Genomic DNA, 12592 nt, shown 5'->3' with positions numbered 1-12592 from the left:
CTGCTCACTCGACGAGCTCAAGACCGCGCTCGAGGACTGGATCGAGACCTGGAACGAGCAGGCCCGCCCCTTCAGATGGACCAAGACCGCGGACCGGATCATCGACCGCATCTGCCGCTACTGCGACAGGATCTGCGGACCGGAACACTAGGCTGTCGGCATGTCCGAAGCCCCACTCGCCGCGATCCGCTCCCTCCCCAGCTGGCTGCTCGGCCGTGCCGCCGCGCGTGGCCGGGCCCTGGTGGCCGAGGCACTGGCCGCGGAGGGGCTGAAGATGTGGCACCACGTGGTGCTCTCCGCCGTGCGCGACCTCGGCCCCGTCGCTCAGGCCGACCTCGGGCGCGGCGTGCAGCTCGACCCGAAGGATCTGGTCGGCGTCATCAATGACCTGCAGTCGGCCGGTCTTGTCGTACGCGAACCGGACCCCAAGGACCGCCGCAAGAACGCGGTGTCGCTCACCGGGGACGGTGCGCGGTTGCTCAAGCGGTCCGAGTGGGCGGCGCGCAAGGCCAACGACGAGCTGCTCGCGCCGCTCTCCGCGGTCGAACGCGACCAGTTCATGGACCTGTTGATCCGGATTTCCGGTACGGAGAGCTGACGGCGGATAACGTTCCGTCATGGCCGTATCCCTCGCTCTCGATCCCGCGCGCAGCGCCCTCGTCCTCGTCGATCTGATGGACCGGATCGTCGCGCTGCCCCTGGAGCCCCGCAAGGGCACCGAAGTCCTGTCCGCCGCCGAGGAGTTGGCGACCGTGTTCCGCTCGGCGGGCGCGACCGTCGTCCTCGTCCGGGTCGAACGCCCCGGTGTCGCCGAACAGCCGCCCGGCAGCGGGCTGGTGGCCGGTCTGGCCCGGGACGGCGACCTGGAGGTCGTGAAGCGGACCATCGGCGGCTTCCAGGGCACGGGGCTTGACGACCTGCTGCGTGACCGGGGCGTGGGCACGCTCGTCTTCGGCGGGATCGCCACCAACCTCGGTGTCGAGTCCACCGCCCGGGCCGCCGGAGACCTCGGCTACGACCTGGTCTTCGTCGAGGACGCCATGGCCGCGCTCACGGCCGCCGAGCACGACGCGTCGGTGCGGCTGGACTTTCCGCGGCTGGGGACCGTGGTGACGGTGGACGAGGTGCGGTTCGTGGCGGGCTGATCCCGCAGGGCGGCGCGGGCAGCTGAGGCGGGGCCCCTGCGGCGCAGGGGGCGCTCCCCGCCGGCCGGGGCCCCGCCGCCGTGTCGCGGAGAGCCGGTCACCCCTGGGCGGCCGCGGTCCGCAGAGCGATGCGGTTCTCGCCCGCGTACACGTTCATGGAGCTGCCCCGCAGGAAGCCCACGAGGGTCAGGCCGGTCTCCGCGGCCAGGTCGACGGCGAGGGACGAAGGTGCCGAGACCGCCGCCAGGACCGGGATCCCGGCCATGACCGCCTTCTGTGCCAGCTCGAAGGAGGCGCGGCCCGAGACCAGCAGGATCGTGCGGGACAGCGGCAGGTCGCCGTTCTGCAGGGCGCGGCCCACCAGCTTGTCGACCGCGTTGTGCCGGCCCACGTCCTCCCGTATGTCCAGCAGCTCGCCGTCTTCCGTGAACAGGGCGGCCGCGTGCAGACCCCCGGTCCGGTCGAAGACCCGCTGGGCCGCGCGCAGCCGGTCGGGGAGGCTGGCGAGCAGCTCGGGTGCGACGCGGACCGGGGGAGTGTCGGCGATCGGCCAGCGGGCCGTCGTACGGACCGCGTCGAGACTCGCCTTGCCGCACAGCCCGCAGGACGAGGTCGTGTAGACGTTCCGTTCGAGGGTGATGTCGGGGATCTGCACCCCCGGCGCGGTCCGCACGTCCACCACGTTGTACGTGTTCGAGCCGTCGACCGTGGCCCCTGCGCAGTACACGATGTTCTGCAGGTCGTCCTGCCCGGCGAGCACGCCCTCGCTGACCAGGAAGCCCGCGGCCAGCGCGAAGTCGTCGCCCGGGGTGCGCATGGTGATCGCGAGCGGCTTGCCGTTCAGCCGGATCTCCAGCGGTTCCTCGGCGACGAGCGTGTCCGGGCGGGACGAGACCGCCCCGTCGCGGATGCGGATCACCTTGCGTCGTTCCGTGACTCGTCCCATGTCGTGTCTCAGTCCCGGTTCTGTACGTGCTGGTAGCCGAAGCGGCCCTTGATGCAGAGGTTGCCGTGGGTCACCGGGTTGTCGTGCGGTGAGGTGACCTTCACGATTTCATTGTCCTGCACGTGGAGAGTGAGGTTGCAGCCCACTCCGCAGTACGCGCACACCGTCGTCGTCTCCGTCTGCCCTGATTCGTTCCAGGTACCCGCCGCGCGCATGTCGAACTCCGACTTGAACGACAGCGCCCCCGTCGGGCACACCTCGATGCAGTTGCCGCAGTACACGCACGCCGAGTCGGTGAGCGGAGCGTCGTGCTCGACGGCGATCCGGGCGTCGAAGCCGCGGCCGGAGACCGAGATCGCGAAGGTGTTCTGCCACTGGTCGCCGCAGGCATCCACGCACTTGTAGCAGAGGATGCACTTGCCGTAGTCGCGCACATACAGGTCGTTGTCGACCCTGGGCTCCTCGTCCAGGCGGGCCGCGTCCGGGCCGAAGCGGTCCGGCTTCGCCTCGTACTCCTTGATCCATTCGGCGACTTGTGGAGTCGTCGACAAGTCGACGGAGGAGGCGAGGAGTTCGAGGACGATCCTGCGGCTGTGGCGGGCGCGCTCGGTGTCGGTCCGCACGACCATGCCGGGCTCGGCCATGCGGGAGCAGGCAGGGACGAGGGTCCGCGCCCCCTCAACCTCGACGACGCAGACCCGGCACGCGTTCCTGGGCCTGAGGGTGTCGCCCTCGCATAGGGTCGGGATGTCCTTCCCGACGCCACGACACGCGTCCAGGATGGTCGAACCCTCCGGGACCCTGGCCTCCTGGCCGTCGATCGTGAACTCCAGCAGCCGGCGCGGGATCCCCAGCGGTGTCACGGTCATTCGTACGCCCCCAGACGGTCGATGGCGGATTCCACGGCGTTCCACGCGGTCTGTCCCAGGCCGCAGATCGAGGCGTCCCGCATCGCGCGGCCGACCTCTCTGAGCAGGGCGATGTCGTCGGCGGCCGCCGCGCCGGTGCGCTCGGCGATCCGGTGCAGCGCCTCCTCCTGGCGCACGGTCCCGACCCGGCAGGGCACGCACTGGCCGCATGACTCGTCGCGGAAGAACTCGGCGATGCGCAGCAACAGCCGGGGCAGCGGGACCGTGTCGTCGAAGGCCATCACGACACCCGAGCCGAGCGTGGTGCCCGCCTCGCGGGTGCCTTCGAAGGTGAGCGGGATGTCCAGTTCGTCCGGCCGTACGAAGCCGCCTGCCGCACCGCCGAGCAGCACCGCCCGCAGCCGGTCCCGCACCCCGGCCCGGGTGAGCAGGTCGCCGAGCGTCGCCCCGAACGGCAGCTCGTAGATGCCGGGCCGGTCCACGCTGCCCGAGACGCAGAACAGCTTCGGGCCGGTGGACCGCTCGGTGCCGATCGCCGCGTAGGCCGGGGCGCCCATGGTCAGGATCGGCAGGACGTTGACCAGCGTCTCCACGTTGTTCTCGACCGTCGGCTTGCCGAACAGGCCCTTCTCCACCGGGAAGGGCGGCTTCGAGCGCGGCTCGCCGCGGTGGCCCTCGATGGAGTTGAACAGGGCCGTCTCCTCGCCGCAGATGTAGGCGCCCGCGCCGCGCCGGATCTCGATGTCGAAGGCGTAGCCCTGGCCGAGGACGTCCTCGCCGAGGAAGCCACGCGCGCGTGCCTGCGCGAGCGCATGCTCCAGGCGGCGCAGGGCCCGCGGGTACTCACCGCGCAGGTAGACGAACCCCCGTTGCGCGCCGGTCGCGTATCCGGTGATCGTCATCGCCTCGACCAGCGCGTAAGGGTCGCCTTCCATGATCACGCGGTCCTTGAAGGTGCCCGGCTCGGATTCGTCGGCGTTGCAGACGAGGTAGTGGGGGTGGTCGGGCTGCGACGCCGTGGCCTGCCATTTGCGGCCGGTGGGGAACGCGGCCCCGCCGCGCCCGACCAGGCCGGAGTCGGTGACCTCGCGGATGACTCCGGCGGGGCCCAGCCCGAAGGCCCGGCGCAGGGCGGTGTAGCCGCCGTGGGCCCGGTAGTCGTCGAGACTTTCCGGGTCGACCACGCCGACCCGCCGCAGCAGGACAAGGCCGTCCTGTCCGGCCTGGGGCACCGCCATCGCCGCCGGCGGTTCCTCCGGCGCCGAGTCCGGCGCGCTCGCGGCGAGTACGGCCGCCTCCACCGTCGCCGGCGCCGCCACGGCCGTACGCACCGGGTCGCCCGCCCTGATCGCGAGGGCCGCCGGGGCCCGCTCGCACAGACCGAGGCAGGGGCTGCGCTCGACGCTCACGCCGCTGCCCGGACCCAGCCGTGCCTCGATCCCGGCGCACAGCCCGGGCGCCCCGGCGGCCGCGCAGGCCAGGTCCGTGCACACGTGGAGCACGGTGGCGGGGCGGGGCTGCACCGAGAACATGGCGTAGAAGGTGGCGACGCCGTACGCCTCCGCAGGAGGTACGGTCAGCCGCCGGCACAGGTAGTCGAGGGCGCCCTCGCTGATCCAGCCGATCCGGTCGTTGACGGCGTGCAGCCCCGGCAACAGCAGGTCGCGCCTCTCCCGGGCCGCGCGGCCGCCGCGGGCCCACCTCAGGTCGGCGTCGGAGCGGTCCGCGCCCTCCCAGGAGGACTCCGGGGGGCCCAACAGGGCGTCCACCGCGTCCCGTTCGTCGTCTGTCGGCTCGCTGTCGCCGAAGTGCAGATCCACCAGGTCACCTCACGATGGTCGCGACGGGGAGCTTCTCGATCCGGACCGCCGACGCCTTGAACTCCGCCGTCCCCGCGATCGGGCAGTTCGCCTCGATCGTCAGCTGGTTGGTGTCCACCTCGTCGGGAAAGTGCATGGTCATGAAGGCGAGCCCGGGCCGCAGCGCCGTGTCCACCCACACGGGGGCGACCACGGACCCCCGCCGCGAGGACACCCGGACCTCCTCGCCGACCACGACCCCGTAGCGCTCGGCGTCCTCGGGGCACAGCTCGATGTACTCGCCGCGCCGGAGCGGGGAGGCGTAACCGCCGCTCTGCACACCGGTGTTGTAGGAGTCGAGACGCCGCCCGGTCGTCAGCCGGATCGGGTACTCCTCGTCGGTGAGGTCGACCGGCGGATCGTGCTGGACGATCCCGAAGGGCGCGGGCATTCCGCGCCGGGCCGGGTCCTTCTCCCACAACCGGCCGTGCAGATAGGTAGGTTCGAGCTCCTCGGTGCTCGGGCACGGCCACTGGATGCCCTGGTGCTCCTCCAGGCGTTCGTACGTCATCCCGTAGTGGTCCGGGGAGACCGAGCGCAGCTCGTTCCAGACGGCCTCGGCGTCGGCGTACTTCCAGTCGTGGCCGAGGCGCGCCGCCAGCTCGCAGATGATGTCGATGTCCTCGCGCGCCTCGCCGGGCGGGGTGACCGCCCGGCGCACGCGCTGAACCCGCCGCTCGCTGTTGGTGGTCGTGCCGTCGGTCTCCGCCCAGCCCGCGGTCGCGGGCAGGATCACGTCCGCCAGCTCGGCCGTCCTGGTGAGGAAGATGTCCTGGACGACGAGGAAGTCCAGCTGCCGCATCCGGCGGACGGCCTGCTCGCTGTCGGCCTCCGACTGCGCGGGGTTCTCGCCGATGCAGTAGACGGCCTTGAGGGAGCCCTCCTCCATCGCCTCGAACATCTCCGTCAGGTTCAGCCCGTGGTGCGGCTGGATCACGGTGCCCCAGGCCGACTCGAACTTCAGCCGGGAGTCCGGGTCGAGGATGTCCTGGAAGCCCGGCAGGCGATTCGGGATGGCGCCCATGTCGCCGCCGCCCTGCACGTTGTTCTGGCCGCGCAGCGGTTGCAGCCCGGCGCCGTAGCGGCCGACCTGTCCGGTCAGCAGGGAGAGGTTGATCAGCGCGCGGACGTTGTCGGTGCCGTTGTGGTGCTCGGTGATGCCGAGGGTCCAGCACAGCTGGGCGCGTTCGGCGCGGGCGTAGGCGTGCGCCAACTCCCGTATCGCACGCGCCGGTACGCCCGTGACCTTCTCGGCGAGGGACGGCGTCCACGGTTCGACGAGCGCCTTGTACTCCTCGAAGCCGGTCGTCGCCCGCTCGATGAACGCCTCGTTGGCCAGGCCCGCGTGGATGATCTCGCGGCCGATCGCATGGGCCATCGGGATGTCGGTGCCGACGTTGAGGCCGAGCCAGCTCTCCGCCCACTCGGCGGTGGAGGTACGCCGCGGATCGACGGCGTACATCCGGGCGCCGTTCCTGATGCCCTTCAGGACGTGCTGGAAGAAGATCGGGTGCGCGAAGCGGGCGTTGGATCCCCACATCACGATGACGTCCGTGTGCTCGATCTCCTCGTACGAGGAGGTGCCGCCGCCGGAGCCGAACGCGGCGCTCAGACCGGCCACGCTGGGGGCGTGACACGTGCGGTTGCAGGAGTCGACGTTGTTGGTGCCCATCACGACCCGCGCGAACTTCTGCGCCACGTAGTTCATCTCGTTGGTCGCGCGGGCGCAGGAGAACATGCCGAACGCGCCGCGGTTGCGCTGCAGCCCGCGCGCCGCCCGGTCCAGGGCCTCCTCCCAGCTCGCCTGCCGGAACGGCTCGTCGCGCGAGTCGCGGACCAGCGGGTGGGTGAGCCGGGTGTAGGTCTTCGGGGTCCGGTCGCGTTTGCTCATACGACACTCCTCATGCGGCGCTCCTCAGTGCGAGCAGGTCCGAGATGGCGTGCACGGTGCGCAGGGTGGACACCTCGACGCCGGTGATCTCCGCCAACTCGACGACGGCCGCGAGCAGGACGTCGAGTTCGAGCGGTTTGCCGCGCTCCAGGTCCTGGAGCGTGGAGGTGCGGTGGTCGCCGACGCGCTCGGCGCCGGCGAGACGGCGTTCGATGGAGACACCGACCTCGCAGCCGAGCGCCTCGGCGACGGCGAGGGTCTCGGCCATCATGGTCTCGATGACCTTGCGGGTGCCGCCGTGCAGACACATCTGCCGCATGGTGGCGCGGGACAGCGCGCTGATCGGGTTGAAGGAGATGTTGCCGAGCAGCTTGACCCAGATGTCGCCCCGCAGCTCCGGCTCGACCGGGCACTTCAGGCCACCGGCGACCATGGCCTCGCTGAAGGCCAGGCAGCGCTTGGACACACTGCGGTCGGGCTCGCCGATGGAGAACCGGGTGCCTTCCAAGTGCCGTACGACACCTGGTCCTTCGAGCTCGGTGGCCGCGTAGACGACACATCCGACGGCCCGTTCGGGCGCGAGCACCGCACTGACCGCGCCGTCCGGGTCCACGCTCTCGACGCGGTGGCCGTCGTGGGGGCCGCCGTGCCGGTGGAAGTACCACCAGGGGATGCCGTTCTGGGCGGCGATCACCGCCGTGGTGTCGTGCAGAAGGGGCTCGATCAGCGGCCCGCACGCCGCGTACGAGTGGGCCTTCAGGCCCAGGAAGACGTAGTCGACCGGGCCGATCTCGGCCGGGTCGTCGGTGGCGTGGGCGTGCGCGGTGAAGTGGCCGCGCGGGCTGAGCACCCGTACTCCGTGCTGCCTCATGGCCGCCAAGTGCGGTCCACGGGCGACGAGATGCACATCGGCGCCGGCGCGATGGAGCGCGGCGCCGACGTAGGCGCCGATCGCACCGGCGCCGAGAACTGCGACTTTCATGACGAGGGAGCTCCGTTCGGTTCGAGGGATACCGCGGAGACGGCCGGACTGCCGAACATTGTCGACTGAATATTGTCTACAGTATGGTGGCGAGGGCCACAAGCCTCCGTGCACGGTCGGGAAAACCGGGCGGTCCGACCGTTCGGCGCTCGCCGCATACCGCTCATCGCATACGGTCGACGCGCCGCCTTCTCAACTCCCTTGCCGTTCCCTTACGTTCGGGATCATGAGTCCCCCTGTCGCACCGGCCGGCTGGAGCCGCTGGCTGGTTCCCCCCGCCGCTCTCTCCGTCCATCTCTCCATCGGCCAGGCCTACGCCTGGAGCGTCTTCAAGCCGCCCCTGGAGTCCTCGCTCGGCCTCAGCGGAACGCAGAGCGCGCTGCCCTTCCAGCTCGCCATCGTCATGCTCGGCCTGTCGGCCGCGTTCGGCGGCACACTGGTGGAGCGCAACGGGCCGCGCTGGGCGATGACCGTCGCCCTGGTCTGCTTCTCGTCCGGCTTCCTGATCTCCGCACTGGGCGCGGCCACCGAGCAGTACTGGCTGATCGTCCTCGGCTACGGCTTCGTCGGCGGCATCGGCCTCGGCATCGGCTACATCTCGCCCGTCTCCACGCTGATCAAGTGGTTCCCGGACCGGCCCGGCATGGCCACGGGCATCGCGATCATGGGCTTCGGCGGCGGCGCGCTCATCGCCTCTCCGTGGTCCACGCAGATGCTGGAGTCCTTCGGCACCGACAGCTCCGGGATCGCGCTCGCCTTCCTCGTGCACGGCCTGTCGTACGCCGTCTTCATGGCGCTCGGCGTGCTGCTGGTGCGGGTGCCGCGCAGCGAGCGGCCGGTCGAGGGCGCGCCCAGCGCCTTCCAGGGGCCGCAGGTCTCGGCCAACACGGCCATCCGCACCCCGCAGTTCTGGTGTCTGTGGGTCGTGCTCTGCATGAACGTGACCGCGGGCATCGGCATCCTGGAGAAGGCCGCCCCGATGATCCAGGACTTCTTCAAGAACACGTCGACCCCCGTGTCCGTCTCGGCCTCGGCCGGTTTCGTCGCGCTGCTCTCCGCAGCCAACATGGCGGGCCGTATCGGCTGGTCGTCCACCTCCGACCTGATCGGACGCAAGAACATCTACCGCGTCTATCTGGGCTTCGGTGCGCTGATGTACGCGCTGATCGCGCTGTTCGGCGACTCCTCAAAGCCGCTGTTCGTCCTGTGCGCGATGGTGATCCTGTCCTTCTACGGGGGCGGCTTCGCCACCATCCCGGCCTATCTGAAGGACCTGTTCGGCACGTACCAGGTCGGCGCCATCCACGGCCGGCTGCTCACCGCCTGGTCCACGGCCGGCGTCCTCGGACCGCTGATCGTGAACTGGATCGCCGACCACCAGAAGGAGGCCGGCAAGAGCGGCGCGTCCCTGTACGGACTCTCCTTCATCATCATGATCGGGCTGCTCGTCGTCGGCTTCGTCGCCAACGAACTCGTCCGGCCCGTCAATGCCCGCCACCACATTCCCGCCCCCAGGGAGGAGACCGTCGATGTCGAACGACAGCAGTCAGAGTCCGCCTGACCGGCGCCCGCTGATCGCCTTCGCCTGGCTGTGGGTGGGGGCACCGCTCGTCTACGGCGTGTACGAGCTCGTACAGAAGGCGACGAAGCTGTTCACCGGGTGACCGTTCGGTAAGTGTTCGGGCGTCCGAAGGCCTGACAGAAGCCGACAACCCTGGCGCCCGAATCCTGTCGTCTTGGCTGCCCTCGTACCCGTGAGTCACTGATCAGACTGGTGGATCCCGCAACCCAAGGCAACGAGGGGGACCACCAATGAACGGCTCGCGCATCGCCGCCGTCGGCCACTACCAACCCGCCAAGGTGCTCACCAACGAGGACCTGGCGGGTCTGGTCGACACCAGTGACGAGTGGATCACGTCCCGGGTGGGCATCCGCACACGCCACATCGCCGGGCCCGACGAGCCGGTCGACGAGCTGGCCGCCCACGCCGCGGCCAAGGCGCTCGCGGCGGCCGGCCTCGCGCCCGGTGACATCGACCTGGTCCTGGTCGCCACCTCCACCGCCGTCGACCGCTCGCCCAACATGGCCGCCCGGGTCGCCGCCCGGCTCGGCATCCCCTCGCCCGCCGCGATGGACGTCAACGTCGTGTGCGCCGGGTTCACCCACGCCCTGGCCACCGCCGACCACGCGGTCCGGGCGGGCGCCTCGCTGCGTGCGCTGGTCATCGGCGCCGACAAGATGTCCGCCGTGACCGACTGGAGCGACCGCACCACCTGCGTGCTCGTCGGCGACGGGGCGGGGGCCGCCGTCGTGGAGGCCGCGGACGAGCCCGGCATCGGGCCCGTGCTGTGGGGCTCCGTGCCCGAAATGGGGCACGCGGTACGCATCGAGGGCACGCCCGCGCGGTTCGCACAGGAGGGGCAGAGCGTCTACCGCTGGGCCACCACCCAGCTGCCGCCCATCGCCCGCAAGGCCTGCGAGCGCGCCGGACTCGCCCCCGAGGACCTCGCCGGAGTCGTACTGCACCAGGCGAACCTGCGCATCATCGAGCCCCTCGCCGAGAAGATCGGCGCCGTCAACGCCGTGGTCGCGCGGGACGTCGCCGAGTCCGGGAACACATCGGCCGCGAGCATCCCGCTCGCCTTCTCCAAGCTCGTCGAGAAGGGTGCCATCTCGGCCGGGGACCCGGTGCTGCTGTTCGGCTTCGGCGGGAACCTGTCATACGCCGGACAGGTCGTCCGCTGCCCGTGACCTGCGCGTACGGTCCCATGTGACGCACTCGACCCCCCGCACCCCCGGCCACTGTGCGCCGTAGACTGTAGACGAAAGACAATCCATACTGGCTTTCCGGCTGCAGTTGCTCCGCGCTGCTCAGGAGGGGGACCGACCGATGTTGTCGACAGGACTGCCGCAGGGTGCGGTACCCAAGCTCGAACGGCCCGGCCCGCTGCGCGACCGCGTCTACGAGGCGCTCCTCGAACTGATCACCACGCGTGCCCTGCAGCCCGGCCAGCACCTCGTCGAGAGTGAACTCGCAGGCCACCTCGGGGTGTCCCGGCAGCCCGTGCGGGAGGCGCTGCAGCGGTTGAACACCGAGGGGTGGGTCGATCTGCGGCCCGCCCAGGGCGCGTTCGTGCACGAGCCCACGGAGCAGGAGGCCGACCAGCTCCTCACCGTCCGCACGCTGTTGGAGGCCGAGGCGGCCCGGCTCGCCGCCGCCAACGCGGGCAGCGCCGGCATCTCGGTGCTCGAGGAGCTGTGCACCGAGGGTGAGAAGGCCGTCGCCGCGGACGACGTGGACGGCGCCGTCACGATGAACGCCCGCTTCCACGCGAAGATCATGGACCTGGCGGGCAACGCGGTCCTCGCCGAGCTCGCCGCCCAGGTCGACCGCCGGGTGCGCTGGTACTACACACCCATCGCCCGGCAGCGCGGCCGGCAGTCCTGGATCGAGCACCGCGAACTGATCGCCGCGATCTCCGACCGTGACGAACAGCGGGCCACCCAGCTGATGCGGGAGCACACGGAGCACACCCGGCGGTCGTATCACGAGCGGGCGGAGTCCTGACCTGGGCCACGCAGCGGTCAGGTTCGCACGAGATCCGAAGGCGCCTCGCTCGCCGCGCACCAGCGTGCCTCCACCGCCAGCATGACCACCAACACGCCCACCAGGGCGAGGAGTTCGGCGACCGCCGACAGGTGGACGCCGAGCAGCGCGGCGGCCAGGGGGACCGGGGCGGCGGTCGCCCGGAAGCGGACGGGATACAGGCGCAGGACCGTCCGGAAGGCCGCGTCCCCCGCGAGGAAGAGCGCCACGCCCCCCGCGAGAGCCAGGGCGGGGCCGGTGTGCAGGTGTTCGGTGAGGTGGCCCAGGGTCTTCTTCACACCCGTGGCCAGGTAGGCGATGCCGAGCAGCATCGGCAGGAAGGCGTAGTAGTACGCGTTCATCGCCAGCCGCCAGCGACTCGGTGCCGACGTGTTCCGGAACGTGGCCTCGGCGGCCTCCTCGTCCCGCACGAAGTACGTCCACCACAGCGCGACCGCCAGCGACAGCGACAGGAACGCTCCGCCGAACAGGCCCGGGGTGAGCGGAAGTTCGCCGATCCCGGTGCCGATGGCGATGACGGACTCGCCGAACGCGACGATCAGCAGCAGTCCGTGCCGCTCCACGAAGTGCGCCGGGTCCAGGCTGCCCAGCTGGACGCGCACGGCCGCGGCCGACCGCCCGTCGGCCCGGCCGGGGCCGTGCTCGGCCAGGAACGGCGTCATGAACTGCAGGAGCAGCGCGAGCAGCCACAGCCCGTCCGCCGCGAGTCCGTCGAGGAAGCCCGCCGCGGTGACGGCCAGCGCCGCCAGCGAGTTGGGGACGCCGTACCAGATCGCGTCCCGGCCGTGGCTGCGGGTGTAGAGGGCGGTGTGCACGACCACGACGGCCAGGAAGCCGAGCCCGAAGACCACGCCGGTGTCGTCGAAGACGCGCGGGATCGCCAGCGCGCAGACCAGGAACGCGCCCATGCCCAGCATCAGCAGCAGCCGCCGGGAGGGGCGGTCGGGCGGGACCTGGTTGGTGAGGTACGCGTAGGCGCCGTACATCCAGAACAGCACCACGAAGATCAGCGCGACCCGGCCCGCCGTGGCGAAGGTCAGGTCGCCTGCGAGCAGCACGCTGAGCTGGGTGAGGGTGAAGACGAAGACGAGGTCGAAGAAGAGTTCCAGCGTCGTGACCCGGCGGCCTTCTTCATGTTCCTGCTTCGCGGTGCTCTCCGGTATGGCGATGCCCACGTGTCCCCCTGAACCGACGTTGATCAGATGGTATGCGGCGCTTGCCAAGGTCCTCGACGACGCCCAGGCCCTCGGCCGGCACAGCGCGCGTGAGGCGGCCCTCCCGGGGAGGGCCGCC

General features: G+C 70.8%; 12 protein-coding genes. 6 read left to right on the top strand and 6 right to left on the bottom strand.

Annotation, left to right across the window (positions count from 1 at the left end):
• The first annotated feature begins 160 nt into the window (after positions 1-160).
• A complete protein-coding gene (locus AB0N07_RS47620) occupies positions 161-598 on the top strand; it encodes a MarR family transcriptional regulator (RefSeq protein WP_365846720.1) in 438 nt (145 codons plus the stop codon).
• 19 nt (positions 599-617) lie between these two features.
• Positions 618-1145, top strand: a complete 528-nt coding sequence (locus AB0N07_RS47615) for an isochorismatase family protein (protein WP_365846718.1) — start codon at positions 618-620, stop codon at positions 1143-1145.
• 97 nt (positions 1146-1242) lie between these two features.
• Here the strand turns inward: AB0N07_RS47615 and fdhD are convergent, their stop codons facing one another.
• The 5 genes from fdhD to AB0N07_RS47590 are packed head-to-tail and all read right to left on the bottom strand — an operon-like array spanning position 1243 to position 7692.
• Positions 1243-2091 (bottom strand): formate dehydrogenase accessory sulfurtransferase FdhD, encoded by an 849-nt coding sequence (fdhD, locus tag AB0N07_RS47610; protein WP_365846716.1) that lies wholly within the window; start codon positions 2089-2091, stop codon positions 1243-1245.
• Positions 2092-2099: 8 nt separating this feature from the next.
• The gene (locus AB0N07_RS47605) at positions 2100-2960 is read right to left on the bottom strand and encodes a 2Fe-2S iron-sulfur cluster-binding protein (protein WP_365846714.1); all 861 of its coding nucleotides are present in this window, start codon (positions 2958-2960) and stop codon (positions 2100-2102) included.
• A complete protein-coding gene (locus AB0N07_RS47600) occupies positions 2957-4780 on the bottom strand; it encodes an NADH-ubiquinone oxidoreductase-F iron-sulfur binding region domain-containing protein (protein ID WP_365846712.1) in 1824 nt (607 codons plus the stop codon). The genes AB0N07_RS47605 and AB0N07_RS47600 overlap by 4 nt, the downstream gene beginning before the upstream one ends.
• Positions 4781-4784: 4 nt before the next feature.
• The gene (locus AB0N07_RS47595) at positions 4785-6710 is read right to left on the bottom strand and encodes a molybdopterin-dependent oxidoreductase (RefSeq protein ID WP_365846710.1); all 1926 of its coding nucleotides are present in this window, start codon (positions 6708-6710) and stop codon (positions 4785-4787) included.
• Positions 6711-6720: 10 nt separating this feature from the next.
• Positions 6721-7692 carry a 2-dehydropantoate 2-reductase gene (locus AB0N07_RS47590; RefSeq protein ID WP_365846708.1) on the bottom strand — a complete coding sequence of 324 codons (972 nt, stop codon included), beginning with the start codon at positions 7690-7692 and terminating at the stop codon, positions 6721-6723.
• Positions 7693-7918: 226 nt separating this feature from the next.
• On the opposite strand from AB0N07_RS47590, the gene AB0N07_RS47585 reads away from it, so the two are divergent.
• From AB0N07_RS47585 to AB0N07_RS47570, 4 genes are all read left to right on the top strand, one after another.
• Positions 7919-9253 carry an OFA family MFS transporter gene (locus AB0N07_RS47585; RefSeq protein WP_365846706.1) on the top strand — a complete coding sequence of 445 codons (1335 nt, stop codon included), beginning with the start codon at positions 7919-7921 and terminating at the stop codon, positions 9251-9253.
• Positions 9222-9356, top strand: a complete 135-nt coding sequence (locus tag AB0N07_RS47580) for a hypothetical protein (protein ID WP_365846704.1) — start codon at positions 9222-9224, stop codon at positions 9354-9356. The genes AB0N07_RS47585 and AB0N07_RS47580 overlap by 32 nt, the downstream gene beginning before the upstream one ends.
• A gap of 148 nt (positions 9357-9504) precedes the next feature.
• Entirely contained in the window at positions 9505-10443 is a 939-nt protein-coding gene (locus tag AB0N07_RS47575) for a beta-ketoacyl-ACP synthase III (RefSeq protein WP_365846702.1), read from the top strand.
• A 139-nt stretch (positions 10444-10582) separates the two neighbouring features.
• Positions 10583-11260 (top strand): GntR family transcriptional regulator, encoded by a 678-nt coding sequence (locus tag AB0N07_RS47570; RefSeq protein WP_365846700.1) that lies wholly within the window; start codon positions 10583-10585, stop codon positions 11258-11260.
• Positions 11261-11277: 17 nt separating this feature from the next.
• Here the strand turns inward: AB0N07_RS47570 and AB0N07_RS47565 are convergent, their stop codons facing one another.
• On the bottom strand, positions 11278-12474 hold the full coding sequence (locus tag AB0N07_RS47565; protein ID WP_365846698.1) for a low temperature requirement protein A: 1197 nt from the start codon (positions 12472-12474) through the stop codon (positions 11278-11280).
• Positions 12475-12592 lie beyond the last annotated feature (118 nt).

This window comes from Streptomyces sp. NPDC051172, assembly GCF_040682555.1.
Lineage (GTDB): Bacteria > Actinomycetota > Actinomycetes > Streptomycetales > Streptomycetaceae > Streptomyces.
This window is presented reverse-complemented; position numbering and strand designations above follow the sequence as displayed.

What these genes read in the sequence shown, in the direction of transcription:
- AB0N07_RS47620 (WP_365846720.1), top strand. Translation starts at nt 161, where the DNA reads ATGTCCGAAGCCCCACTCGCCGCGATCCGCTCCCTCCCCAGCTGGCTG.
- AB0N07_RS47615 (WP_365846718.1), top strand. Translation starts at nt 618, where the DNA reads ATGGCCGTATCCCTCGCTCTCGATCCCGCGCGCAGCGCCCTCGTCCTC.
- fdhD (WP_365846716.1), bottom strand. Translation starts at nt 2,091, where the DNA reads ATGGGACGAGTCACGGAACGACGCAAGGTGATCCGCATCCGCGACGGG.
- AB0N07_RS47605 (WP_365846714.1), bottom strand. Translation starts at nt 2,960, where the DNA reads ATGACCGTGACACCGCTGGGGATCCCGCGCCGGCTGCTGGAGTTCACG.
- AB0N07_RS47595 (WP_365846710.1), bottom strand. Translation starts at nt 6,710, where the DNA reads ATGAGCAAACGCGACCGGACCCCGAAGACCTACACCCGGCTCACCCAC.
- AB0N07_RS47590 (WP_365846708.1), bottom strand. Translation starts at nt 7,692, where the DNA reads ATGAAAGTCGCAGTTCTCGGCGCCGGTGCGATCGGCGCCTACGTCGGC.
- AB0N07_RS47585 (WP_365846706.1), top strand. Translation starts at nt 7,919, where the DNA reads ATGAGTCCCCCTGTCGCACCGGCCGGCTGGAGCCGCTGGCTGGTTCCC.
- AB0N07_RS47580 (WP_365846704.1), top strand. Translation starts at nt 9,222, where the DNA reads ATGTCGAACGACAGCAGTCAGAGTCCGCCTGACCGGCGCCCGCTGATC.
- AB0N07_RS47575 (WP_365846702.1), top strand. Translation starts at nt 9,505, where the DNA reads ATGAACGGCTCGCGCATCGCCGCCGTCGGCCACTACCAACCCGCCAAG.
- AB0N07_RS47570 (WP_365846700.1), top strand. Translation starts at nt 10,583, where the DNA reads ATGTTGTCGACAGGACTGCCGCAGGGTGCGGTACCCAAGCTCGAACGG.